Here is a 24,565-nt window from a genome sequence, read left to right as displayed (position 1 = left end):
GGAGTTTAAAAGATGACCAACACGGAAAACCGCTGGTTTTCGATCCATGCAATCTGCGAGCACCTCGGTGTTAGCAGAGACACGGTTTATAAATGGATCGACAAGCATGCGATGCCCGCCCATCGCATGGGCCGTCTTTGGAAGTTCAAGAAAGATGAAGTGGACGAGTGGGTCAAGGCTGGCGGCGCGGCAGCAGAAGAGAAGAAACAGGAATCAGGAGATAAAAAATGAACAAAGAGAAAATAACTTTATCCCAGCTTGAATCCTTCCTGCTGAAAGCTGCCGATATTCTACGTGGTAAAATGGATGCTTCCGAGTTCAAGGAATTCATCTTCGGCATGCTTTTCCTGAAGCGGCTCTCTGATGAATTTGATCGTAAGCGGCACCAACTGCGCCACGAAACCTTCGCACATTTGAAAGATCAGCCCGACCTGGTCGATGAGCTCCTTGAGGATAAAACATCCTACGGCGAGACCTTTTACGTGCCCAAACGTGCCCGCTGGCACGAAACATGGGTGGATGAGGACGGTAACACCGTCCCCGCTTTGAAAGATTTAAAGCACGACATTGGCAATATGCTCAATAAAGCCATTGCCGCCATTGAGGACGAGAATGATTCCCTAGCCGGAGTGCTCAAGAACAATATCAATTTCAATGAAATCAAGGGAAAAACCAAGATTCCCGATCAGAAATGGAAAGACCTCCTCGACCATTTCAATCAGCCCAATTTTGTCCTGGTAAACGACAACTTTGAGTTCCCTGATCTTCTCGGGGCAGCCTATGAATACCTGATTAAATATTTTGCCGACAGCGCGGGCAAGAAAGGTGGCGAATTCTATACCCCCGCCGAAGTCGTCCGTCTGCTGGTGCAGCTCGTCAAGCCACAGGCAGGCAATACCATTTATGACCCAACGGTCGGCTCAGGCGGTTTTCTGATTCAGGCACATCAATATGTCGAAGAACAGGGTCAGGACCCCAACGACCTGGCTCTTTATGGACAGGATTCCAATGGCACAGTCTGGTCCATCTGTAACATGAATATGATCCTCCATAACATCAGCCGTTTTACCATCGAAAACGGAGATACTCTGGAGGACCCGCAAATTCTCGACAATGGCCAGATTCGCAAATTCGACCGGGTGCTGGCCAATCCTCCTTTTTCACAGAATTACAACCGAGCCAGCGTTAAATTTACCCATCGTTTTCGTGAGTGGTGTCCCGAGACCGGTAAAAAAGCCGACCTCATGTTCGTCCAGCACATGCTGGCCAGCCTCAAGGGCAATGGCCATATGGCCACCATCATGCCCCATGGCGTGCTGTTTCGTGGCGGCAAGGAAAAGCTTATTCGGGAACTTTTCATCAACGATGACGTCATCGAGGCCATCATCAGCCTGCCGCAAGGCCTGTTTTACGGCACCGGCATCCCCGCCTGTGTGCTGGTCTGTAATAAGAACAAGCCGGATCATCTGCGCAATAAGGTGTTGTTCATCAACGCAGACCGTGAATTTGCCGAGGGTAAGAACCAAAACAAGCTGCGCCCGGAAGATATCGAGAAAATCGACACCATTTTCACCCTGAAACAGGAACTCCCAAAATACAGCCGTCTGGTCGACACCTCCGAAATCGTCGATAAACACGATTACAACCTGAACATTCGCCGTTATGTCGACAACACCCCGGAACCGGAGCCCGAAGATGTACAAGCCCATCTCATCGGCGGCATTCCGGAAGATGAAGTAACGGCGCGACATGAGGACTTTGCCCGTTTTGGCCTGGCTGCTGAAACCCTCTTTCAAGCGGAACGTCCAAAGTACCTCGCCTTTAAGGAGACCGTTCAGGAAAAGACGGATATCAAAAAACTTATCGAAGCCAATTCGGCCGTTGTCCAGACTCTTACCACTCACGCGCAAGCCCTTGAGGATTGGTGGCAGGTGGCGCAGAACGATTTTGCCCGACTTGAGCGGGCCAATAACGGCAATGGTAACGGAAAAAAAATGCCGGATGTACGCCTTGAGCTGCTGACAACGCTCAAGGACAAGATGATACCCCTTAGCGTACTTGACGAATTCAAGAGCGCAGGCGTGTTTGTGAACTGGTGGCAACAGATCCGGTACGATCTGAAAACCATTGTTTCCATCGGTTGGCATCACACCCTGATCCCCGATGAATATCTGATTGCGGAATTCTTTCAAGCCGAGGCCGACGCTATTGAATCCTTGGAAACCAAAACCAGCGAACTGCAAAGCGAGCTGGCCGAGGCTGTCGAAACCGCCCAGGAGACGGCAGCCTACGAGCCGGACGAAGACGAGAAGGTCACTGCCGCCGTCATCAAAAAGGCATTGAAGGTACTCATCGATGATTTGAAGGACACACCCGGGGCCTCTGCCAGGCGGGAACTGGATGAGCTGAAAAAACTGGATACCGCCATCAAGAAAATCGAGAACAAGATCAAGGACGCCAGGGCCGCACTGAAAGAGAAAACTACCGAGCTGGAACTGAAACTCGAATTGAAACGTCTGGGCGCTGAAGGGTTCACGGATGAAAACCGGGAACTGATCCGACAGGTTGATAGGCAAATGATCGAACTTGATGCAAGCAATAAGACGGATAAGAAAAAAATCACCGCCCTGCAAAAAGACAAAGCAGCTTTGCAGGCACGCATTGCCCGAACCGATGCTCTGCTGGCGGAAATTGGAGGCCAACTGACTGTCGAAGAAGCTAAGCGACTCATTCTGAAGAAACTTTACGACATTGCCGGTCGAGAGCTGGAACGATACTTGAGCGCGGAAAAGCGTGCGCTGATTCAGGGAGTTGAAAATCTCTGGAATAAATATGCGACAAGTAGCCAGAAGCTTGAGCAGCAACGGGAAGAGACGCTTGAGGAGTTGAATGGATTTCTTGCTGAACTGGGGTATTTGAAATGAATACTGAAAATTGGATACAGACTAACCTCGGCGATACAGAATATTTTCAACCACAAAGTACGGGTATAACTTCATTTACTGGTACGAAGGATTATTTATCAACGAGTTCAGTTGATGGCAACAAAATAACCAGTATTGAAGAAGAAATAACTTATCGTTCGCGTCCATCTCGGGCAAATCTGCAACCACAACCAAATACTGCTTGGTTTGCGAGGATGCGTGAAACGCATAAAGTGTTGAGCACATCTCAATATTTGCGTGATCAAGCAATTCTTTCAACAGGTTTTTGTGGAATTCAAGCTGAACAAATTGACACTGTTTATTTAACACAGTATTTAAGTTCAGATTTTTTTGAGAGGCAAAAAGATCGCTATGCCGAGGGATCGACCCAGATCGCTTTATCTAACATTCAGCTTCCGTTCATAAAGATACAATTCCCAAAATCAAAACCCGAACAATCCAAAATCGCCGAAGTCCTTTCCAAGGTCGATCAGGCCATTGAGCAGACGGAAAGCTTGATTGCCAAGCAGCAGCGCATCAAGACCGGTCTGATGCAGGACCTTCTCACCCGGGGTATTGATGAGCATGGAAATCTTCGCTCCGAAGAAACCCATGAGTTCAAGGATTCCCCCCTGGGGCGAATTCCGGTGGAGTGGGATATTGCACCAATTAGTAAATATGGTTCTCGATCACGTTCTTATTTAAGGACAGGACCTTTTGGGTCTGATCTGAACACAAAGCACTGGGTTGAATATGGGACTCCTGTTTTGACTATTGGCTCACTTGGTGGAGGGCTAATAATTGATTCCGAACTGCTTTTTGTTGATGAGAAAACTACTGACAGATTGAAAGGGTTCAGTGTCGAGGAGGGCGATATAGTTTTTTCAAGGGTTGCTGATATTGGTCGTTCACTCGTAATTGATTCAGAACGTCAGGGCTGGATAATTTCATCCAATTTGATGCGCATATCTCTTAATGAAAAGCTTGCATCCCCTGAGTTTTTATACAGAAATATCGCTTTCAATTCAAAGATTGTAGAACAGCTAAGAAAGACATCCAACTCTGGTGGAAGAGATCTTGTAAATGGCCCGATACTAAACGCTTTGCTTTTTCCTTGGCCGTCGATTGAAGAGCAAATAGCGATTAATAACCGGCTTCAATCAGCTGATGCGCGATTTGAAAGTATAAAAGGTAGTGTCAACAAGCTCAGATCCCTCAAAACCGCCTTGATGCAAGACCTACTCACCGGCAAAAAACGGGTGACGCCGTTATTGGAAAAGACGGAGGTCCACTCATGAGCACAAAGAAAACCGCAAACCATATCAAGCTCGATGAGCGCAACCATGTTGAAAAGCCGCTGCTCGATCAGCTATCCGGCCTTGGCTGGGAAATTATTGACCTGACGGATGAGAAGCAGACTCCGGCCCAGACCTTCCGTGGCAATTTCACCGAGGTGGTCATGCCGAAGGTCCTGCGAGAGCAGGTCAAGGTGATCAACCCCTGGCTGGACGATGACCAGGTTGAAGAGGTCGCCAAGCAGTTGACGGCAAGTTTTCCAGGAACGGGGCTTATTGAGAACAATCAATACGCACTCCATTTGCTGCTGGAAAACACCAGCGTCAGCGAAAACCGCAAGACGGGAGAGCAAAGCCCGACGGTGCGGTTTATCGATTTTGATAAGGACCCATCGAAGAACAACCGGTTTATCGCGGTTTGTCAGTTCAAGGTCCGCATTCTTGGCACCGAGCATCATATCATCCCGGACATCGTTCTGTTTGTTAACGGCTTGCCAGTGGTGTTGATCGAGTGCAAATCCCCCAAGGTCAAAGACGCCATACCCGAAGCCATCGACCAGATGTTGCGTTATAGCGAGCAGCGCGGGGCCAAAGGTGAAGGCAGTGCGCCGCTTTTCTATTTCAATCAGATCGTCATTGCCGCTTGCCGCCAGGAAGCCAAGTTCGGGACGATCACCACCCACAGTGAAAAACATTTTTACCGTTGGTCCGATCCCTACCCACGCACATTGAATGACCTCGACCACGGCTCGGGCAGTCCCAACGATCAGCAGCGCCTGGTGGCGGGCATGATGGACAAGGGCAATCTCCTCGACCTGATTCGCACCTTCACCCTGTTCTCCACCAATGACAAGGGGCAGACGATCAAGATTGTCGGCCGTTACCAGCAGTTCAGGGCGGTGAAACTGGCAGTTCAGCGCCTGCTCCAGGGGAAAAGTCCACGCGAACGCAGCGGCATTATCTGGCACACCCAGGGGTCGGGTAAGTCGCTCACCATGATGTTCATGGTGCGTGAGATGTATCGGCATGCGGCATTGTCCAACTGGAAGGTCGTGTTTGTGACCGACCGGACCCAACTGGAAGGCCAGCTTAATGAAACCAGTCGCAGTATAGGCTTTACGGTCAAGGTGGCGAACAGCATCAGGAAACTCAAGGAGCTGCTCAGCGCCGACACCTCGGATCTGGTGATGGCCATGATTCATAAGTTCCGCGAGGCGGACCTGACCGAAACCTTCCCGCAACTCAATGACAGCCCCAATATCCTGGTCATGACCGACGAGGCCCACCGTTCACAATACAAAATGCTGGGCGCGAACCTGGACAAAGGCATCCCAAACGCCGCGAAAATCGGCTACACCGGCACTCCCATCGACAAGACTGAACGGGTCTTTGGCGACTACATCGACAAATACACCATGCGTCAAGCCATCGACGATGGGGTGACTCTGGAAATCGTTTACGAAGGCCGCACCCATAATGCGGAAGTGCCCGATCAGGCAGGCATGGACCAGGCGTTTGCGGATATGTTCAGCGATTACAATCTGCAAGAACGCCTTGAAATACTCGGTTATGGGTCGCGAGACGCCTATCTTGAGGCTGAATCGACCATAGAAGCCAAGGCGAAGGACATGGTGGACCACTACCTTACCCATGTGTTCCCCAATGGCTACAAAGCTCAGGTTGTGGCGACTTCAAGGGAAGCGGCGGTTCGGTACAAGAAATATATAGATGCCGCTTTAAAGGCGAAGATAGAGGATCTGCAAAAGGCTAACCCGGGCGGTCTGGACATTGAACAGCTTAAGAGGATGCAATCGGATGTCATCATTTCCGGTGGACATAACGATCTACCGCATTTGAAAGAGTATTCCGATAGTTCGAAACATGAGCGCAGCATAAAAAGTTTCAAACTGAGCTTTGGCGGCAAGGACGAAGGGGTGACCGGCGACATGGGCATCCTCATCGTCAACAACATGCTCATTACCGGCTTTGACGCGCCAGTAGAACAGGTCATGTACCTGGACAAGGTTATTACCGATCACAATCTTCTTCAGGCCATCGCCCGGGTTAACCGTGTTGGCGGTGACACAAAAGACAAGGGCTTTGTCGTTGACTATGTCGGTGTGGGTCATCACCTGAAGAAAGCCATCGATGCCTATGACGAGCGGGAACAAAAAGAAATCATCGATACGCTGAGCTTCCCGGAAGAAGAGCTCCGCGACCTCCAAAATAGCTATGCTGAAATTATGGGCCTGCTTCAAAAACATGGTCTGACGGACCTCACGGACCATGATGCGTTCTTTGATGTTTTTTATGATGAAGATTTGCGTTTTGATTATATGCAGGCCTTCAAGAACTTCACGAAATGCATGAATCTGGTCTTTCCCGCCCGGCAGGCGTTGGATTTTATGAGCGACTATAATGCTCTTGCGGAAATCAATGTTCTGGCCGGAAAGCATTTCCGTGACGAACGCTTAAGCATGAAAGGCATACCTCCAAAGCTTCGTGCGATTACCGACCAGTATCTGGAATCGAAGAATATCGATCAGAAAATTGAGCCGATTTCTATTCTTGATGAAGACTTTGAAAAAAATGTCGGCAAGCGTAACCGCACCAAAACCAAGGCTGCGGAAGTGGAACACGCTATTCGCCATCACCTGGATGTTGAACTGGATGACGATCCGGATTTACAGGCATCCTTCGCCGAGGCACTGGCGCAGATATTCCAGGATTTTCGAGATAATTGGAAAAAAATTTATGAAGAGCTGGAAAAATTGCGAGAGCGCATCAAGAGCGCCAGCAAGGAGCCGACCTATGGCCTCCACCGTAAGAAGCAGATGCCGTTTTTCCGGAGTTTCAAACGTGAAGTTTTTGGCGAAAAGGAACTGGATGAGGATGAAATTTCCGCTCTCGTCGATCTCACCCAGCAGGTTTTCCTGGTTGTCGAAAGGGAATTAAAACTCGCCGGTTTCTGGGAGAGCATTCCTGCCCGTAATAAGCTCAAGGCCGATATTCAGGCGACACTACTGCAGCCTGCTTATACAAAGCTGCCGAACCTGCTTCAAAATCGCTCCCAGATCATCAGCCGGGTGATGGAAATAGCAGAAAAGAATAATGATGTGATTCTTTACGCGGAGTAAACATGGAGCTGGTCTATACCATCAAGCGGTCGCCTAACCGTAAAAAGCTGACGATTACCGTCGAACGGGATCGCAGTGTGGTTGTCCATGCGCCGGAATCCACTTCCGAGGAGAAGATTCAGGCTATCATCGAATCAAAACGGAAGTGGATTTATGAAAAGACCAAACATGCGCAAAAATACGCATTACCTCATCCGCCGGGCAAAGAGCTGGTCAACGGCGAATCCGCACTCTACCTGGGCCGTCAATATCAGATCGAAGTAGTCCAAAACAACTCGGAAGAGATTCGTTTCGAGCAACGTTTCCTGATCCCGGCGAGGCTTTCTGCTGAGCGCAAGCAGGTCCTGCGAAATTGGTACATGGACAAGGCCAGGGAAAAAATCCTGCCCCGGACCAAAAAGTTTGCCAATGATCTCGGAGTGGCATTCACCAATGCCAAGATCGTTGATAATCGCTATCGCTGGGGTTCCTGCACGATCAAGGACAACATAAATTTCAACTGGCGACTCATTAAGGCACCGATGTATGTCGTGGATTACGTGATCATCCACGAACTGACTCACCTATTGGAAGCGAACCACACACCTCGGTTTTGGAATATCGTTCGAGCGCAGTCCTCGAAAATGGACAAGGCAAAGCAATGGCTACTCGAAAATGGCCAGATCCTTGAGGAGGATATCTGAATGTCCGTGAAGGCTGCCGCCACTGAGGTGCTGAAAAAGGCAAAAACCCCGCTGCACGCTAAAGCAATTGCTGAGCAGATCATCGCTGCTGGGCTCTGGACCTCTGATGGCAAGACGCCTGAAGCCACCGTGAGCGCCAGTCTGTATTCGGACATCAAGAAAAATGGTGACAAATCGACCTTTGTAAAGGTTGGCCCTCAGACCTTCGCGCTTCGGGATTCCACTAAAATATCGAGCGGCGCTGCGCCGATTCCTGCGACCGTCCAAGAGGCTCCAAAACCTCATCCTACAAATGCGGGGTTCTCCTTCACCGATTGCGCTCAGAAGGTGCTCGAGGAGTTCGGCGGCAAGAAGCCGATGCACTACAAGGAAATCACTGAGAAGGCCCTGCAAAAAGGCTGGCTGGTAACCGGCGGAAAAACGCCCGAGGCCACCATGTATGCCCAGGTGATTACCGAGATCAAACGCCAGCAGAAACGCGGTGAGCGGCCCCGCTTCGTTCAGCACGGCCGTGGCTATGTGGGCCTGAGCCAATGGATGGGTCGCGGGCTGGCGTTCCAGATCGAGCAACACAACCACCAAGTTCGAAAGGCCCTGCGTGAACGTCTGCTGGCGATGAAGCCCGGCGAGTTCGAGGAGCTTATCTCGCAGTTGCTGGCGGAGATGGGTTTCGAGATGGTCGAGGTGACCAAACTTAGTGGCGACGGCGGCATCGATGTTCGGGGCACCCTGGTGGTGGGTGACGTGGTCCGCATCAAGATGGCTGTCCAAGTCAAAAAGTGGAAGCTCAAGAACAACATCCAGGCTCCGGTCGTGCAGCAGGTGCGCGGCAGCCTCGGAGCGCACGAGCAAGGCCTGATCATCACCACTAGCGATTTCAGCCCGGGAGCCGTCAAAGAGGCTGTTCAACCCGACAAGACCCCCATCGCCCTGATGAACGGAGAGCAACTCGTGATGCTTTTGATGGAGCACGGTATCGGCGTCCATCGCTCCACACCGGATCTGTTCGAGATCGATGAGGACGCTCTGGTAACCGGGGAAGGAAAATTCGGCTAAGGGCCATCCTGTCATCGCCATCCAGGGTAAGGCTGAATTCTTCCGGCCAAACAAGACCAAGTCTCATCCGTTCGCCAAAGTGGGTCAAATCTATACTGGCTGTGACCTGAGAGGAATTGGTACCCAATGCCCCGACGGCTTTCAAAGCTTCGTCAATAACCGTATGGTGCTGAAGCAGGGTGTACTGGGGAGAAACGATCCCAACAGGAATTTCCGAAACGTTGGTCCCTTCCGATGCCAATGGCATCCTGACAATAGTGTCATACCAGGGGTTGACCCCGGACGGCACCTCCGGATTCTCAAACAGGGTGGGCTCCCCTCGATATAGAGGAGCCGCAAGGCTGGGGCCGAAGGATCGACGCTCGAATTTTGGAATATACTTCCGAACGCTCTCGATCGGCCCTTTATACGAGATCACTGGAGAAGCATGCCATTTCTCTTCGGTTGTCTCGATTGCCACGTTAGCTTGTGCCATGCCATCCTCCACCAAGTGATCACCACTGGCCATCACTCACACGCCCTTTTTGCCCTAAAGAATGATGTGGCTACACTATCCCGGACACACAAAATGAGGCAAAATACCTGACCATGGAGGTGTGTCCGATGCCATCGAAGTACTCGCCAGAATTTAAGCAAGACGCCGTGAAGTTGGCCGTCGAATCTGATCAGCCGATTTCCCAGACGGCCAGAGCGCTGGGGGTCAATCCGAACACTCTGTATACCTGGGTTGCAAAGTATCATCAGCCCCAAGCCGTGGACGAAGAAGGCGCGGGGGACAAGCATCCCTACGAAGAGCTTAAGCGCTTGCGGCGCGAAATTGCCCAACTCAAAGAGGAGCGTGACATCCTAAAAAAAGCGGCGGCGTACTTTGCAAAGAACAGTCGGTAAAGTACGCCTGGATGAGACAGCAGACTGAATTCGGCGTCCAGGCCATGTGTCGTGTTCTGCAAGTTTCCCGAAGCGGCTACTATGAGAGCTTGAGCCGAGCGCCCAGCAACCGCAGCCTTGCCGATGACGCGCTTCGCCCCCAAATCAAAGGGGTATTCGAAAAAGGCCGAAAAACCTATGGCACCCGGCGAATCAAAGACGATCTGGACAAGCAAGGTACGGTCATCAGCCGCCGGCGCATCGCCCGGCTCATGCAGGAAGAAGGTTTGGCGGTCAAAACCAAGCGCAAATTTAAGCCGACAACCAATTCCAAACATGACAAGCCCATTGCGCCTAATCTGCTTGAGCGCGAATTTAACGTCGAAACGCCCGACACCGCTTATGTCGGCGATATCACCTATATTCCGACGCGTGAAGGCTGGCTGTACCTGGCCGTTGTCATAGATCTCTTCTCTCGGGCCGTGGTCGGCTGGGCCATGGGTTCACGGATCAACGCCGCGCTGGTCAATGATGCCCTGCGAATGGCGATCTGGAAGCGCAAGCCAGCCCGGGGCCTGATTTTTCACAGTGATCGCGGCAGTCAATATGCTTCTGAGAGCCATCGGAAAATTCACCTCACCCACGGCATTTTGGCCAGCATGAGCAAAAAGGGTGATTGCTGGGACAATGCTGTCGCTGAGAGTTTTTTCCATACTCTGAAAACTGAACTGGTCCATCATTGCGACTACGAAAGCCGCGTCGAAGCCAGAGCGTCGATCTTCGAGTACATCGAAGTGTTTTACAATCGCCAGCGGCGTCACTCCGCCAACGGGAACGAAGCTCCGCTGGTCTTTGAGGCCATGAAAAAAGCTGCGTAATCATGTGTCCGGAAAAGTGTTGACAGATCAGAAACGATTCGCGTTGGATTGACAGGGTCATTCCCCTTAAGAAATTTTTTCCCATACTTGACCACCTTTGCGGCGATGCTGTCCAGTTCTGCTAAGGCCTTGGCTCCTTGCAGGGCTTTTTGATCGGCTGCGTAATAATCGAACCAAGGCATTCCAGCATTGGTGTATTGTTTCGCTGTCGGAGGTTCGGTGGGCGGAACATGCCCAGTTATGTCCAGATACTGCTCGCTATTGGCGAGATGAACAAAACAACGGGCCATCTCTGTCGCATCCCAAACCTCGATCCCGTATTCATCCTCAAAAATTTCCTGATGCATTAACCCGCCTGGAGCGAGCCCCATAGTGGCGCTTTCCTCGCAAACGCTCTGGTTTAAACAAAACCTGATGCCGGAATCTTCGACGGGGGGAATAGCTTTTGATGCACTTCTTTTTTCATCGGGAAGACGCTGATTTGAATCCCTCCGATATCCGCCTTTCCGGTCAGTTGCTCTTCTGCGGTAAACCCTTGCCCGAGGGGCATGGCAACGAACTGGCGAATCAAGCCTTTGCCCACACTGAATCCGTCCAGCCAGGGCTGCTTAGGAATCACGACATAATCCTGAGGTTTCGCTGAAAGCTCATTCCGCCAGGACTCGCCAGTGATGGCGTTGATTTTACCGGCGGCAATTTTGACCGCACAAGGATAATAACCCTGGAAATTTATCCACAAAGCTTCCGCCTGGTACATCGGCAAAAAAACACCCCCGCGTTCCCGCCAGGTCGCCGGCGCTGTTTTTGCGTAGTCTTCAACATGCAGGAGAGGGAAGGCCCCTAGCCCGGGTGGGAGAGGGTATTTCCTGTTATCATCGGGGATGCGAAGCGTCCTTTGAAACTCGATGGAGCAATGAGCGAGTGAAGATACGTCCGGGAAACTGAACTCCAACGTATTTTTTGTGAGGCTGACCATGGTTTCCTCCCTGTCCGCTACCAGTCTCCGTCCTTGACTTCCCGGACCACGCGTAGCACCGCATGATCGGGCATCTCTTTGATTTGTCTCAAAAGCTCCGCAACCAGCTTTGGCCGCTGGACAATGATCTCCATCAGATCCCTGGAAACCTTACCTGCAAGCGCCAGAAGGATATCCGCATTCTCTCCAAGTTCGTGCGCAAGCTTTCGTATGACATCCTCAGAAGGGGGAGCAAAATCGCCCCGTTCAATCTTGCTTAAGTACGCAGGTTCAATGCCGACACGTCCGGCAACCTGTCGGAGAGAAAAGCTCCTGTCATCCTGAAACAGCTCCTCGCGGCGCTGTCTGATATATGGCCCAAATGCGTTCATGTGTAATGTTTACTACACACTATACATATTGTCAACAATTCTCCTATTTTTTCCAGAACGCCATGCCGGGAACTTAGGTAAAAGGTGTCACGACCTCGAAAAACTTTTTTGTTGGTTTTTTTCTTCGACTGGATAGCTTGCATGGGTAGGTTTCCTTGTTGCCGAGAGTAAATCGGTCCTCCGAATTTGCTCTCAGGAGCTCTCTAATGCAGCCGAGTCGGAATCCTCCGCCACCATTCGGGCAGGGTGGAAGTCAACACCGGCTCCTTCTGCAACGCAGACATGATGCCGATTTGGCCGGGGAAGGGCAGGGCCGGTGGCAGTTCTTCAGGCAAGGCTTTAGGCGGCACTGGTGACTCAGGCCGACGTGGATGCCGTTGGCCCTAGTCATCAGCGGACTCGGGTTGCCAGGTGCCGTTGACTAAAGCGCGAATTTCTTCGGATTTCCAGACAGTGACCCTTTTGCCGATGCGCACTGGCGCTGGGTAGTTCTTGTTTTTTATTCCCTGCCACCAGGAACTGCGAGAGATCGGAATGATTGGCGGGATGGGTGGCTTCGCCTTGGGATCACCGATGATCTGTTTGAGTCGCAGGAACCCGGTTTCGGGGAGAGGGTTGTTGGCCATGAACTTTCTCCTTTACGTGTCTGTGGTGAACAACCTGGACTTTTGACGTCCTTGTCAGGCAAATCGGGTAGGGGGGAAGATGGACAGGGATAAATCTGTCATAAAAAAGGAAAACTGATCCAGCATTGTCCATTGCGGGAAAGAGGGTTTTGGGCGGATCAACGACAAGAATGGGAGCTCAATCACCAGAGAGTGGTTGGTGGAACGGAATTCAAGAGACGTATCAAATTTCTATTAGTTGCCGGTTTTCCAAACAAAGGTGCGACCGGAATGTAGAGAGAAGGAAAGATAAGGCGCGAGTAGGTAAATTTTTTCAGGCGGCGATTGCGCGAAGAAGAAAAGAGCCGTTCGTTAGTTGGAACCGGTTCGTTTGACCAGAGAGATCACCTTGGTCGCGTTCTTCAGGCCGTCAAGATAACTCCCCCAGCGGTTCATCAACGCCCGGCGCTCCTTCAGGAAGCTGGTGCGATTGTAGGCCCGGCCGAGGGCGTCGGAAACCTGATGGGCAAGTTGAGCCTCGATGATGTCGATCCGTTCCTGCAACACTTCGTCGGCCAGGGTGCGGAAGATCGCCCGCCAGCCGTGGGAAACAAACTCTGTTCCGTCATAGCCCATTCGACGCAGGGCTGCATTCAGAGTGTTGTCGGAGATTGGCCGTGCTGCTGAACGGGATGATGGAAAGAGATAGGTTCCCTTACCGGTGATCTGCTGCAACTCGCGCAGAATCGTCAGCGCCTGCGGCGAAAGCGGCACGATGTGCGGATTTTTCATCTTCATGCGGCCGGCCGGAATTGACCAGAGGGCCTGGTCGAGGTCGATTTCTGTCCATTCCGCGTGACGCAGTTCGCCGGGGCGGGTTGCTACCAGAGGGTGCAGGCGCAGGGCGGCCTTGACGGTTGGATTGCCGTCGAACCCGTCAATTGCCCGCAGCAGGGCCCCGACCTTGGCGGGGTCGGGAATCCCTTCACTATCAAGGGCGGCACGGTGCTTACGCTGGATCGGTTTCAGTGCTCCTCGCAGGTCGACGGTTGCGTCCCGCTCACACAGGCCGCAGGCCACGCCATAACGCATGATCTGGGACAAGGTCCCCCGGACACGATGGGCGGTTTCCAGGGTGCCGCGATCCTCAATAGGGCGCAGCACCTTTTCGAGAATTTCTTTGGCAACCAGATCAGCTATAGGGGTGCTACCAATGGCGGGGTAGACGTCATTGGCCAGGCGACGTTCAATCCTGTAGATGGTTTTGGGGGCCAGAACGCCTTCCTGTCGATGCAGCCACTCTTTGGCGACAAGCTCAACCGTATTGGCGATCTGCGCTGCTCTCTCTCGTTTCTGGCGTTGTCTTTCCTTGGCAGGGTCGATGCCATTGGCGATCAACTTGCGGGCCTGGTCCCGTCGTGAGCGGGCTTCCGCAAGGCCGATTTCGGGATAACTTCCCATAGACAGGAGTTTTTCTTTGCCGTCAAAAAAGTACTTGAACCGCCAGGATTTTCCCCGCCCGGGTTTTTGGGTTGGGGAGATGAGGAGGTAGAGTCCGTCGCCATCAAACATCTTGCGTGGTTTTGCGGTTGGTTTGGCGTTTCGGATCTTCATGTCGGTCAGCGGCATTTTTTCACCTCAGTTTTTTCAGCAGGTCAGCAACGAATTGTGATTCTTCTTCGTTCAACCGGAGCGTTGAGCGGCCTTTTCGGATCACCACGTCTCCATCCATATTGAGACTTACGGACGGACCGGGATCCACTGTTGAGGCCAGAATTTTTTCTTCAGCTTTCGCTTCTCGGTAGGCTTCGCCAGGGTTCAGTTGTTTCGCCAGCAGTTGCCGCGCATGTTCACAACGGACGCGTGCTTCAAAAAGAGACACTTCAGGGTAGGTGCCGAGCGCAAGAAGCTGTTCCCTGCCCTGAAAGTGGTATTTGAATCGCCAGCATTTGCTGGTACCGCTGTTTTTTTCGGTGCAACGAGAAGAAAGAGCCCTTTGCCATCGAAGAGTTTGAACGGCTTTTCCGCTGCGACGGCCTCTTCGACCTGGCTGTCCGTGAGAGGGACGGCTGATTTGGGCGTGAAAATCTTGCCTCCAGGGGTAGGGTTTTTTTGCCGGGGGCCAAGTTTTGGAAAATTCTACCCCGGAATTTGCCGGATGTCAAAGGATGAAATGGTATAAGAGTGGACGGTTTGGCAAAAGGATGAGAGAGAATTTCGATTTTTTGAAATTGTCTAAATGCTTGAATTTAAGAAAATATACGGATTTTTTAAGACGGTATTGGATCACATTGGACAAAGAAAAAGCCCCTGACGGATCAGGGGCCATTTTCTCTATTGGTGCCGAAGGCCGGAATCGAACCGGCACTGCCATAAGCAATCGGTTTTTGAGACCGACGTGTCTACCAATTCCACCACTTCGGCAAAGTGGGATGGATTATAAAGACATGTTTGCCGATGGTCAAGAGGTTTTGGTAGAGACTGGCCGTTTGTTCAGGATGCCGCGCCATTGCGGATGGCCTGCAGCAGCTCCAGGGCCAGGGGGCCGCGTTTAAGGGGGAAATTTTCCAGCCGGGCAATGGGCATGATTTCGATAATGGCATTGGTGAGAAAAGCTTCATCGGCCTGGAAAAGAGTCTGCATGTCGATGGGCTGCTGTCTGACGGTAAAGCCGAGGGTATCGGCCGCCTGCAGGACCTGGCGACGCATGACGCCGGCCAGGACCAGTTCTCCGGCGGCCGGGGTAATCAGGGTTTTGTCCCGGATAAGGAACAAATTGCTGGTGGCGCCTTCGAGTATATGACCCTCGTCAGTGCGGAACAGTGCCTCGCGGGCCCCTCGTGACTGGGCGTAGCGGGCGGCGTAGAGGCAGTCGGCGTAATTGCCGCGCTTCATCTGCGGCAGGTGGGAGAGGGGGTTGACGCGCCGGTTGGGGGCAAAAACGCACGTGGCTCCGGCCTTGCGCTGAGTGTCGTCGGGGTCGCTGCAGGAGACGGCGGTGATGATGGTTCGGGCATGCTGTGCTGGCGGTACCGCAAGTCCATTACAGATTCCCCTGGTGAGGGTCAGGCGCAGGCGCGCCAAAGGCCAGGGGCAGCGTTCGGCGGTTTGCAGAAGGTTGGTGCGGACCTCGTCGTGGTTGCGGGGGAAGTCGAGCAGCGAGGCCGACAGCGCCAGTCGGTCCAGGTGGGCTTCGATTCGCAACACCTTGTTGTTTTGCACCTTGATGGTTTCAAACAGGGAGTCGCCGAACAGCAGGGCGCTGTCTTGCAGTGGCAGGCAGGCTTGTTCGGCGGTGCAAAACCGGCCGTCGAGGTTCACGATCATGATGCCAGTCCGAGGGCCAGGCGCAAGGCCGCGGCCTTGTGCAGACATTCCTGCCATTCGCGGGTCGGATCGGAGTCGGCAACAATGCCGGCGCCGACCTGATAGGTCAGTTCCCTGTCGAATTTCTGGAAACTGCGGATCAGAATATTGAAATCCATGTTGCCGGTGATGCTGACATAGCCGGCGCTTCCGGTGTAAGTGCCGCGCCCCGTCGGTTCGAGTTCCTCGATGATTTCCATGCAGCGTTTCTTCGGCGCGCCGGTAATGGTGCCGCCGGGAAATACCGCCCGCAGCAGGGCAAAAGGCCCGACATTTTTGCGCAGGCGTCCCTTGACGTTGGAAACGATGTGGGTGACGTGGGAATAGCGCTCCAGCACCATCAGTTCGTCGACCTCAACGCTGGAGGGTTGGCAGACCTTCCCCAGATCGTTGCGTTCCAGATCGAGCAGCATGATATGTTCGGCGCGCTCCTTGGGATTGGCCAGCAATTCCTGGCGCAGCCGCTCATCGTCGGGGGCGCTTTCACCCCGCGGCCGGGTGCCGGCGATGGGGCGGGTCTCCGCAATGCCGTTTTGCAGCCGTATCAGCCTCTCTGGTGAAGCGGAGATGATGTCCAGGTGCGGGGTGTGCAGCAGGGCTGCGAAAGGGCTGGGGTTGATGCGGCGCAACCGCCGGTAGAGGTCGATGGCGGAAATGTCACAGCGCGAATCGAAACGCACCGAAAGATTGGCCTGATAGATATCCCCGCGGGCGATGTAGTGTTTGGCGCGGCGCACCCGCTCTTCGAACGCCTGCTGCTCCATGCCGGGGGCCGGGCAGCTGACACGGAAAGGCTGCGTGTCTGCCGCCGGCTGCCGCAGCGCCTGGCGTATCGCGCGTTCCCACTGTTCCAGATTGTCCCGCGGGTCGAGGGAAACGAGCGTGAGGATTTGCTGGTGGTGGTCGAAGATTGCAGCAAGGTCGATCCAGTCCAGCCACAGGCCGGGAATGTTTCGGTCCCGCCTGGCAATGCAGGGCAGGTTTTCGATGTGCATCGCCAGGTCGTAACCGAGAAAGCCAAAAAAACCGCCGGCAAAAGGCAGTTGAAAGGTATCGGAAGAGAGTTTGCGTTGGTTCAGGATGGCGTCCAGCGTGACGAAGGGATCGCCGGGCAGAGGGGTCGTTCGGCCGTTCTCGATACGTTCAAGGCCGCTGCCATCCAGGCGGTAGGACTCCCGTCGGCGTAGCGGCACGATGCTGAAGCGCGCCGTCCCGGAAGCAGTTTGCGGGCTCTCAAGGAAACCGGGACCGGTGGGATAGAGGCGCTGGTAAATGATCAGCGGGTCGAAATGGTCCAGGGGAAAACTGTACAAGAAGCAGATCATGGGGTGTTTTTCGATAAGGGGTGACAGCCTGAGGCCAGTGATCGTGCGGCGTGAAATGCGGCGCACGAAAAATTCTGCCCATGTGGTTTTTCTCAGTTGATGAGCTTTCGCTCCTTGGCGGCGATAACGGCTTCGAGGCGACTTTTCACATCCAGTTTTTTAAAAATGTTTTTGATGTGGGTTTTGACGGTTTCCGGGCTGATGAACAGGCTGTTGCTGATTTCCTTGTTGCCCTGGCCGCGGGCCAGGCAGTCGAGGATCTGTTTTTCCCGGCGGGTGAGAAAATCCTCAGGGTCGTCTTCTTCGTCCGGTTCCATGTCCGGGCGGGTGTCTTCCCAGTCGACGGCCAGATCCATCAGGTATGGCGACATGGGGTGTTCTTTGTTGACAAAAGCCCGGATAAGCTCGACCAGATCGGTGATGTCGATGCTTTTGAGCACATAACCGTCGGCTCCGGCCTGCATGGCTTCTTCGATGAAGTGCTTGTCGCTGTATGAAGAAAGAATCAGCAGGGTCATCTCCGGATAATGTTTGCGCAGCATGCGCACCGCCGCCACTCCGGAAAGCCCGGGCATGTCGACATCGATGAGCGCCGCGTCCGGGGGGTTCTGCTTGATCCTTTCCACAGCCTTGAAGCCGTCGTTGGCTTCACCGATAAAGTCGATGTCGGAAAACTGGCTCAGGCCCATGCGCAAGCCGGTGCGAAGCAGGGGGTGGTCGTCGGCCAGAAAAACTTTAAACGGTCCGCTTTTGGGCATTTGTACCTCCGGGCAATGCGCGGGTTGAATCCCCTTCAAATATCTTTTGAAGGGTCGGGGACCGGCAGGGCCAGCACGATGCGCAGGCCGTCGTCCGTGGTCTCCGCCCAGATATGTCCCCCGTGTCCCTCCGCAACGAGCTTACAAAAGTTAAGCCCCAGGCCCAAGCCTTTTTTGGCGGCCGGGTTTTTGTGATTGCTCGTGTAGAACTTGTCGAACATGGCTCCCAGATCCTGCATGGGCAGATCCTTGCCGCGATTGTGAAAGGCGACGAAAATGTGGGCAATATCCGGCCGCAAGCGGACAGATTCGCCGTGCCGTTTACCGCCTGACGGCGCGCTTCGGCGTGTTTCGATGGTGACCAGGTCTTCTCCTTCACTGAACTTGATGGCGTTGTCCAGCAGGTTGGCAAAGGTTCGCAGCAGGCGCAGCCGATCCCCGTAATACGGCAGTTCGTCACTGAAGTCCGATTGGTAATCGATGCGGATTTTGCGATCCTGACAGGAATAATAGGATTGATTGACGACCTCCTGTAAAGCCTGGTGGATGTCGAAGCGGCTCTGCCGCAAAACCAGCATGCCGTAATTGTTGCGAAACACATCGAGAAAGTCGGACACCATGCCCATCAGGTCATGGTTGGTGTCGGCGGCCATTCTGAGAATATCCGTCTGTTCCTGGTTCAGGTGCCCGACCTGACCGTCCAGCACCAGCTTGAGGGCCGATTTGATAGCCAGGATGGGGTTGATCATGTCATGGGTAAGCATGCCGAAAAGATCGCTCTTCATCCTCTCGATGGTTTTTTCTTCGGTCATGTCGCGCATGACGGCGACGAAGCCGTGCAGCTCTCCCTTTTCGTTTTCCATGCGGGAAAGGGACGTATCGACCTGGGCCAGTTTTTTATCGGAAAGCAGCAATCCCAGGCTGAGGCGTTCCGGTGTGTCGCGGGTCTCGCGCAGCTTGGCCATTTCCCTGACCAGCGGGGTACGGTCCAGAAACAGCGATTCGATGGGTTGGCCGGAAAGGTCGCCATCGGGGCGCCCCAGTGCTTCAAGCAGGGCGCGGTTCTGATTTTCGATGAAACCCCTGGTGTCGGTGGCGATAATGTAATCGGAAACACTGTTGATCAGCTGAAAAATGCGTTTGCGCGAGACGCTTTTGAGGCGTTTATTGTTAGTGGCCAGGCTGCCAAGGGTTCCGGCGATGAGGCTCTGCAGAGTGGCGAAGTCGTGCAGGCGTTCATAGCTTATTTTCGGGATTCGGTACAAAGCTTCCATGTAGCCGGCCATGTCCCGAATGCCGATGGCGCTGGCATGATGAAAAGCGAGATCCCGGTCGATGACATAATCTTCCGTTCTGACCTGGCCGCAGATCATTACGGCCACCATCTGCCCTTCGACGGTGATGGCGGATGCACAGTCCACCAGTCCCGAATTAAGGCAGGAGTAGATGGTCGGTCCATCCTTGCGCAGCGCCTCGCGTGCGCCATAGCGGGCGCTGGCCGTGCATTTGTGCAGGCCTTCATGGGTACCGCGGCAGAATTTCAGGCAGAAGTCGGAGAAATTGTAGGGTCCGGCAAGGATGTTTCCCTTCGTGTCGTAAATGCAACCACCCATGCGGGTCGCCTTGGTGTAGGCCACCATGATTTTATCAAGGGTGTTTTTATCGATCAGATCCAGAAGATATGCCATGTGGATGCTTTGCCCGTTGTCAGTAGCAGGAGCATCATTGTCCCACAAATGGGCATTTTGATCAAAGCGCAAAAAAATTTCGAAAATCACTCCATTGAGGGATAAAAACCCCTCGCCCTAGCGATGGCAACGACAGGCAGCCCTGATGTACTGTTATTACGGACAACGGGCAATGCTTCCCGAACACTGGGGATGCTGTTTGAAATCAACACCGGACAACAGGTCTGGGATGGTTTTTTAGCCGAGGTTAGCCCCCGGAGCGTACTCATAGAGATCACGTACAAAGTCATGCGACACAACGGTTTCCCTGGCGGTCTGATGTTGGTCGACGAAATTTTTCCTCCCCTGTGAGCTTTTCTGTTCGCTTTTTCCCTCCTCAAAAGCAGATTCACGCAATCGTCACCGACTCAGGCCGCAATTTTTATCTTCAACGCTCCACGGGTAGCTTCTCCCGCGGGGCGTCTTTGTATCCAGGCACGTCCTCGTGCGTTCACGGACGCCAAGGTCGGGCGTTTTGGCCGTTTTGCATAAACCTTGCGTTTGGTCAGGGTGAAACTGCCCGAAGCAGTTTACGGATATCTCGATCAGGAAGCCCCCCCTCGCCAACCTGGACGGTGAGGTGGTGTATCAGGTGTGATATTAAATTTTTTATAATAATATCTATACCCATCGAGTTTTGTTCGGACGGAAATAAAAAGCCCTCAGAAGCAAAAATGCTCTGAGGGCTTTGTGTGTTGAGGACTCTAAAATGTGTACGCATGTGTACGCGACAACTGAAAAGGGGTTACGGAAAAGTTCCGTAACCCCTTGATTTTGGTGGAGCTAAGCGGGATCGAACCGCTGACCTCTTGAATGCCATTCAAGCGCTCTCCCAGCTGAGCTATAGCCCCGTGTGTTGTGGACTGGGTTATAGCAAAAGCCCCTGAAGGGTGTCAACAGGTTTTTTTCCTGTGGTTGCCGTTTTTTTCGCATCGTGCTGAGGGCTGTCAATTGTACAGGCTGATCAGGGAAAGCACCGCTGCGCCGTATAAAAAAGGGCTGCATTGACGCCATTTGCCGAGCAGGACTTTGATCAGCACGTAGGATAGAAATCCGAAAGCCAGTCCGGTGGATATAGAATAGGCCAACGGCATGAACAGGATGGTAAGAAACGCCGGAGCGCCTTCCTCGAAATCGTAGAAGTCGATCTGGGCGACACCGCGCATCATGAATATGCCGACCATGATCAGTGCCGGGGCGGTGGCACAAGAGGGCACGGTGCTGACGATAGGGGAAAAGAAGGCGGCCAGAAGGAACAGGAGACCGGTGACCACACCGGTCAGGCCGGTGCGCCCGCCGTCGGAGACGCCGCTGGCCGATTCGAGATAAGCGGTGGTGGTACTGGTGCCGAGCACCGCTCCGCCGACGGTGGCCAGGGCGTCGGCGGTCAGCATGCGTGGCAGGCCCGGGATTCTGCCATCTTCCCTGACCATGCCCGCTTCCCGGCAGACGGCCAGCAGGGTGCCGAGGCTGTCGAACAGGTCCATGAACATAAAAGTGAATATGGCCGACCAGAAAGACAGGTTAATGGCGCCCGCTATATCCAGTTTGAAGGCGATCGGGGCCGGCGAAGGCGGCAGGGCGATCAGGGTCTCGGGCAACCGCGTTTCGCCGCTGAAGATTGCCAGGAGCGTAACGAACAGGATCGAAATCAGCAGCGCTCCACGTACCCGGCGGATTTCCAGCAGGATGGCGAGCAAGACGCCAAAGAGCCCCAGCATCGCTCCGCGGCTAATGGAACCAAGGCCGATCAGGGTGGCCGGGTTGCCAACGATCAGGCCGAGGTTCTGCAGGCCGATGAAGGCGATGAACAGGCCGATACCGACGGCGGTGGCCTGCTGCAGGCAAACCGGGATGGCCCTGAGTATCCGCTCCCGGAATCCCAGCCAGGTAAGTATGAGGAAAAAGATACCGGACAGAAAAACAATCCCCAGGGCGGTCTGCCAGGGGATCTGTCGCTGCAGAACCAGGGTATAGGTGAAGAAAGCGTTGAGACCCATGCCTGGCGCCATCATGATAGGCGAGTTGGCCCAGAGGGCCATGAGCAGGGTGGCGAGCCCGGCCACCAGGCAGGTGATGGTGGTCAACGCGCCCTTGTCCATGCCGGTAGCGGCCAGCATGTCCGGATGAACAAAAATGATGTAGGCCGCCGCCAGAAACGTAGTGATGCCAGCCAGAATTTCATTGCGCAGGCAGCTGCCGTGCGCCTCCAGATGAAAAAAACGCTCCAGCATACGGGCCTCCTGGGGGAATGTGAAGGAGAAGAAGTCGTGCCTGTCTTATCACATTCCCCGGGGAGGCAACAGCTTTTTATGCCGGAGTCTGCGGACGGAACATGGTCAGCAGCATTTTCATATCGGTGGCGGCGCGCACCGCATGGGGGATGTTGGCGGGCATGACGATCAGGCTGCCGGCTTCGGCACCGATCGTCTTTGCGTCAATGGTGATTTCGGCTCGCCCCGCCAGGACTTGCACAAAGGCATCGAACGGAGCGCTGTGCTCGGATAATGCCTGGTTTGCGGCAAATGCGAACAGGGTCAGAGTGCCTACCGGGGTCTGGGTCAGGGTGCGGCTGACGATGGCGCCCGGCTGAACGGTCACCAGTTCGCTTATGGAGTGTGCCGTGGCCGGGGCAAGGGATCCGCTGTCGGGGTGTTTGTCCATGGGGTTCTCCTGGGTTCGAGGTTGAAAATGACTTGTCATGGGGAAAGTATGCCACTGCTTGCCTTCGGGTTGTTTGATGCGGATCAAGGATCGGGCGGTTTTTCGCCATATTCAGTGGTGGCAAACATCAAGGGCTTGATACATTTGAAAAATTCAAGCGGGATGGCCATCCCGCTGTTCAACAGCGGTTTTGCGGTTTGGGTTGTTCCTGAATTGCGGCTGTTTTGGCGCAATCGGCAAGGGTTGTCGGGCTCTTGCAATAATTGTAGATTGTTTTCGGCTTTATGCTTGACAAGGTCGAATCTCCTGGTTTATATAAGAGCCCACCTGAGGGAGACCCTTTGGTGCAAACCCGATAAAAAAGGCGGTGTAGCTCAGTTGGTTAGAGCATGCGGCTCATATCCGCAGTGTCCGGAGTTCGAATCTCTGCACCGCCACCAATTATAAAAGACCCTCCTGGATCGCAGTGAGGGTCTTTTCTTGTTTGAGCTGCCGGAGGTCTTGTGGATCAATGCAGTCTCTGTTCAATCACACCCTTATAAGTTGTATAGGCCTGCAGCCGAAAGACAGGATACTGGTGGGCGTTTCGGGTGGCGTCGATTCGGTGGTCCTGCTCGATTTGCTGTGGCAGGCGGCGGGGAAGCTGCAACTCGAAATCAGGGCCGCGCATCTCGACCACTGCATGCGTAGCGAGAGTTGCCGCGATGCCGAGTTCGTGCGGGAGCTCTGTCTGCGACTTCAGGTGCCGCTATCGCTTGGTTGCATCGATGTGCCAACGTTGGCGGCGCAGCGCAAGCGGGGTCTGGAAGAAGCGGCCCGGGATGCGCGGCGGGATTTTCTGCTGCGTACAGCCCGTCTTGAGGGGTGCCGTTTTGTCGCGCTGGGCCATCATCGCGATGACCAGGCCGAAACCTTCATGCATCGCCTGCTGCGTGGCAGCAGTCTGTCGGGGCTGGCCTGCATGCGCCTGCGGAGCGATCCTTTTATCCGACCGCTGCTGACATTTTCCAGAAGTGACATCCTGCAGTATCGTGATTCCCGCCAGCTCGGCCACGTTGAAGATTTGAGCAACGCCGATCCGTCTTTTACCCGCAATCGCCTGCGCCATGAATTGCTGCCGCTGCTGCGCGAATACAATCCCCGCATCGATCATCACCTGGCTGCCCTTAGCCGGCGTATCGCCGTTGAGGAAGACTATTGGGAACAGCAGGTTGGTGACGCCATGGCGAGCCTCTGTGTTGCCGGGGACGACGGTTTATGGTTGTGCTGCAACGCGCTGGAACTGCTGCATCCGGCGTTGCGCCTGCGCGTGCTGCGAGCCGCCCTGGAGCGATTGCGCGGGGATCTGCGGGGTATTGGTGCGCCGCATCTGGAGGCTCTGCAGAATTTGCTGCATGGTGCCAGGCCCGAGGCGGAGGTGCACCTTCCCGGGGCGTGGGCGGCGCGGCGTTATGATCGTCTCTGGATGCGAACCACCCCGCCGTTGCCGCGGCAGGGGTTTGCGGTTGCGATTCCGGGGCCGGGGGTTTACGATTTCCCCGGAGGTGGGCAGCTGCACGTAACACTGCAGGCGGACTGTGGCGGAGAAACCCGCTGGGTGGCGGAATTTGATGCGGCTCTGGTGCGGTTTCCGCTGCAGGTGAGATCCTTTCGTCCCGGTGATCGGTTTTATCCCAGCGGCGCGCCGGGGCATCGCAAGTTGAAGGATTTTTTTATCGACGCCAAGCTGCCCCGCGAGGTCCGGCAAGCCTTGCCGCTGGTGGTGGCCGACGAAATTATCTGGCTGCCGGGCTTGCGCCGATGTCAGGGGTTGCGTCCGAAACCCGGGGGCTCACAGGTGTTGCGCCTGGCTGTAACCGGTCGGTCGGGGGACAATCAAGGCTTGTGAAACCATGGGGATTATGATAAATTTCGAAAACATTTCAGTGGTTTT

The 24,565-nt window shown here is 54.0% G+C and carries 20 protein-coding genes and 3 tRNA genes; 9 read left to right on the top strand and 14 right to left on the bottom strand.

What is annotated here, in order from left to right; genetic code table 11:
- Positions 1-12 precede the first annotated feature (12 nt).
- The 7 genes from A6070_RS10645 (at position 13) to A6070_RS10610 (ending at position 10,840) form a co-directional block, all read left to right on the top strand.
- Entirely contained in the window at positions 13-231 is a 219-nt protein-coding gene (locus tag A6070_RS10645) for a helix-turn-helix domain-containing protein (protein WP_072285734.1), read from the top strand.
- Positions 228-2,924: a type I restriction-modification system subunit M gene (locus A6070_RS10640; RefSeq protein WP_072285733.1), complete on the top strand. Its 2,697-nt coding sequence runs from the start codon at positions 228-230 to the stop codon at positions 2,922-2,924. The genes A6070_RS10645 and A6070_RS10640 overlap by 4 nt, the downstream gene beginning before the upstream one ends.
- A complete protein-coding gene (locus A6070_RS10635) occupies positions 2,921-4,222 on the top strand; it encodes a restriction endonuclease subunit S (protein WP_083558438.1) in 1,302 nt (433 codons plus the stop codon). The genes A6070_RS10640 and A6070_RS10635 overlap by 4 nt, the downstream gene beginning before the upstream one ends.
- Positions 4,219-7,356, top strand: a complete 3,138-nt coding sequence (locus A6070_RS10630) for a type I restriction endonuclease subunit R (protein WP_072285731.1) — start codon at positions 4,219-4,221, stop codon at positions 7,354-7,356. The genes A6070_RS10635 and A6070_RS10630 overlap by 4 nt, the downstream gene beginning before the upstream one ends.
- A 2-nt stretch (positions 7,357-7,358) precedes the next feature.
- Positions 7,359-8,039 carry a M48 family metallopeptidase gene (locus A6070_RS10625; RefSeq protein WP_072285730.1) on the top strand — a complete coding sequence of 227 codons (681 nt, stop codon included), beginning with the start codon at positions 7,359-7,361 and terminating at the stop codon, positions 8,037-8,039.
- Positions 8,040-9,095 carry an HTH domain-containing protein gene (locus tag A6070_RS10620; RefSeq protein WP_072285729.1) on the top strand — a complete coding sequence of 352 codons (1,056 nt, stop codon included), beginning with the start codon at positions 8,040-8,042 and terminating at the stop codon, positions 9,093-9,095. It begins immediately after the preceding gene.
- Positions 9,096-9,698: 603 nt separating this feature from the next.
- A protein-coding gene (locus tag A6070_RS10610) for an IS3 family transposase (RefSeq protein WP_145926341.1) occupies positions 9,699-10,840 on the top strand; the annotation gives its coding sequence in 2 pieces (ribosomal slippage) (positions 9,699-9,951 and positions 9,951-10,840; 1,143 coding nt in all).
- On the opposite strand, the gene A6070_RS10605 is transcribed toward A6070_RS10610, so the two are convergent.
- From A6070_RS10605 to A6070_RS10540, 14 genes are all read right to left on the bottom strand, one after another.
- Entirely contained in the window at positions 10,780-11,211 is a 432-nt protein-coding gene (locus A6070_RS10605) for a hypothetical protein (RefSeq protein ID WP_072502081.1), read from the bottom strand. The two genes, A6070_RS10610 and A6070_RS10605, sit on opposite strands and share 61 nt — an antisense overlap.
- 29 nt (positions 11,212-11,240) lie before the next feature.
- Positions 11,241-11,816: a hypothetical protein gene (locus A6070_RS10600; RefSeq protein ID WP_072502080.1), complete on the bottom strand. Its 576-nt coding sequence runs from the start codon at positions 11,814-11,816 to the stop codon at positions 11,241-11,243.
- A gap of 17 nt (positions 11,817-11,833) precedes the next feature.
- Positions 11,834-12,187 carry a helix-turn-helix domain-containing protein gene (locus tag A6070_RS10595; RefSeq protein ID WP_072285726.1) on the bottom strand — a complete coding sequence of 118 codons (354 nt, stop codon included), beginning with the start codon at positions 12,185-12,187 and terminating at the stop codon, positions 11,834-11,836.
- A 383-nt stretch (positions 12,188-12,570) separates the two neighbouring features.
- Positions 12,571-12,813: a helix-turn-helix transcriptional regulator gene (locus A6070_RS10590; protein WP_072285725.1), complete on the bottom strand. Its 243-nt coding sequence runs from the start codon at positions 12,811-12,813 to the stop codon at positions 12,571-12,573.
- A 351-nt stretch (positions 12,814-13,164) separates the two neighbouring features.
- Positions 13,165-14,421, bottom strand: coding sequence for a tyrosine-type recombinase/integrase (locus A6070_RS10585; RefSeq protein ID WP_072285724.1), 1,257 nt, complete (start codon positions 14,419-14,421; stop codon positions 13,165-13,167).
- A gap of 4 nt (positions 14,422-14,425) precedes the next feature.
- The gene (locus tag A6070_RS15145) at positions 14,426-14,866 is read right to left on the bottom strand and encodes an Arm DNA-binding domain-containing protein (RefSeq protein ID WP_083558437.1); all 441 of its coding nucleotides are present in this window, start codon (positions 14,864-14,866) and stop codon (positions 14,426-14,428) included.
- 264 nt (positions 14,867-15,130) lie between these two features.
- A tRNA-Leu gene (locus A6070_RS10575) sits at positions 15,131-15,216 on the bottom strand.
- Between the two features lie 69 nt (positions 15,217-15,285).
- Positions 15,286-16,119, bottom strand: coding sequence for an aminotransferase class IV (locus tag A6070_RS10570; RefSeq protein ID WP_072285722.1), 834 nt, complete (start codon positions 16,117-16,119; stop codon positions 15,286-15,288).
- Positions 16,116-17,483: an anthranilate synthase component I family protein gene (locus tag A6070_RS10565; protein ID WP_072285721.1), complete on the bottom strand. Its 1,368-nt coding sequence runs from the start codon at positions 17,481-17,483 to the stop codon at positions 16,116-16,118. The genes A6070_RS10570 and A6070_RS10565 overlap by 4 nt, the downstream gene beginning before the upstream one ends.
- 92 nt (positions 17,484-17,575) lie before the next feature.
- A complete protein-coding gene (locus A6070_RS10560; RefSeq protein ID WP_072285720.1) occupies positions 17,576-18,241 on the bottom strand; it encodes a response regulator transcription factor in 666 nt (221 codons plus the stop codon).
- A 35-nt stretch (positions 18,242-18,276) separates the two neighbouring features.
- Positions 18,277-19,929: a PocR ligand-binding domain-containing protein gene (locus tag A6070_RS10555; protein WP_145926340.1), complete on the bottom strand. Its 1,653-nt coding sequence runs from the start codon at positions 19,927-19,929 to the stop codon at positions 18,277-18,279.
- Positions 19,930-20,743: 814 nt separating this feature from the next.
- A tRNA-Ala gene (locus tag A6070_RS10550) sits at positions 20,744-20,819 on the bottom strand.
- Positions 20,820-20,915: 96 nt separating this feature from the next.
- Positions 20,916-22,202: an NCS2 family permease gene (locus A6070_RS10545; protein WP_072285718.1), complete on the bottom strand. Its 1,287-nt coding sequence runs from the start codon at positions 22,200-22,202 to the stop codon at positions 20,916-20,918.
- A 76-nt stretch (positions 22,203-22,278) separates the two neighbouring features.
- On the bottom strand, positions 22,279-22,632 hold the full coding sequence (locus A6070_RS10540) for a cupin domain-containing protein (protein ID WP_072285717.1): 354 nt from the start codon (positions 22,630-22,632) through the stop codon (positions 22,279-22,281).
- Positions 22,633-22,995: 363 nt separating this feature from the next.
- Between A6070_RS10540 and A6070_RS10535 the strand changes: the two genes are divergently transcribed.
- Positions 22,996-23,072 (top strand) — tRNA-Met (locus tag A6070_RS10535).
- Positions 23,073-23,143: 71 nt separating this feature from the next.
- On the top strand, positions 23,144-24,520 hold the full coding sequence (tilS, locus tag A6070_RS10530) for a tRNA lysidine(34) synthetase TilS (protein ID WP_072285716.1): 1,377 nt from the start codon (positions 23,144-23,146) through the stop codon (positions 24,518-24,520).
- The last annotated feature ends 45 nt before the right edge of the window (positions 24,521-24,565 follow it).

It is taken from the genome of Syntrophotalea acetylenica (genome assembly GCF_001888165.1).
Lineage (GTDB): Bacteria > Desulfobacterota > Desulfuromonadia > Desulfuromonadales > Syntrophotaleaceae > Syntrophotalea > Syntrophotalea acetylenica.
Note: the sequence above shows the minus strand (reverse complement) of the source record. Positions and strands in the feature narration are given on the sequence as shown.

Coding starts and splice junctions, on each gene's coding strand:
- A6070_RS10570 (WP_072285722.1), bottom strand. CDS start 16,119: ATGATCGTGAACCTCGACGGCCGGTTTTGCACCGCCGAACAAGCCTGC.
- A6070_RS10620 (WP_072285729.1), top strand. CDS start 8,040: ATGTCCGTGAAGGCTGCCGCCACTGAGGTGCTGAAAAAGGCAAAAACC.
- A6070_RS10630 (WP_072285731.1), top strand. CDS start 4,219: ATGAGCACAAAGAAAACCGCAAACCATATCAAGCTCGATGAGCGCAAC.
- A6070_RS10635 (WP_083558438.1), top strand. CDS start 2,921: ATGAATACTGAAAATTGGATACAGACTAACCTCGGCGATACAGAATAT.
- A6070_RS10625 (WP_072285730.1), top strand. CDS start 7,359: ATGGAGCTGGTCTATACCATCAAGCGGTCGCCTAACCGTAAAAAGCTG.
- A6070_RS10640 (WP_072285733.1), top strand. CDS start 228: ATGAACAAAGAGAAAATAACTTTATCCCAGCTTGAATCCTTCCTGCTG.
- A6070_RS10560 (WP_072285720.1), bottom strand. CDS start 18,241: ATGCCCAAAAGCGGACCGTTTAAAGTTTTTCTGGCCGACGACCACCCC.
- A6070_RS10590 (WP_072285725.1), bottom strand. CDS start 12,813: ATGGCCAACAACCCTCTCCCCGAAACCGGGTTCCTGCGACTCAAACAG.
- A6070_RS10605 (WP_072502081.1), bottom strand. CDS start 11,211: ATGGGGCTCGCTCCAGGCGGGTTAATGCATCAGGAAATTTTTGAGGAT.
- A6070_RS10585 (WP_072285724.1), bottom strand. CDS start 14,421: ATGCCGCTGACCGACATGAAGATCCGAAACGCCAAACCAACCGCAAAA.
- A6070_RS10545 (WP_072285718.1), bottom strand. CDS start 22,202: ATGCTGGAGCGTTTTTTTCATCTGGAGGCGCACGGCAGCTGCCTGCGC.
- A6070_RS10600 (WP_072502080.1), bottom strand. CDS start 11,816: ATGGTCAGCCTCACAAAAAATACGTTGGAGTTCAGTTTCCCGGACGTA.
- A6070_RS10645 (WP_072285734.1), top strand. CDS start 13: ATGACCAACACGGAAAACCGCTGGTTTTCGATCCATGCAATCTGCGAG.
- A6070_RS10565 (WP_072285721.1), bottom strand. CDS start 17,483: ATGATCTGCTTCTTGTACAGTTTTCCCCTGGACCATTTCGACCCGCTG.
- A6070_RS10595 (WP_072285726.1), bottom strand. CDS start 12,187: ATGAACGCATTTGGGCCATATATCAGACAGCGCCGCGAGGAGCTGTTT.
- tilS (WP_072285716.1), top strand. CDS start 23,144: ATGCAGTCTCTGTTCAATCACACCCTTATAAGTTGTATAGGCCTGCAG.
- A6070_RS10555 (WP_145926340.1), bottom strand. CDS start 19,929: ATGGCATATCTTCTGGATCTGATCGATAAAAACACCCTTGATAAAATC.
- A6070_RS10540 (WP_072285717.1), bottom strand. CDS start 22,632: ATGGACAAACACCCCGACAGCGGATCCCTTGCCCCGGCCACGGCACAC.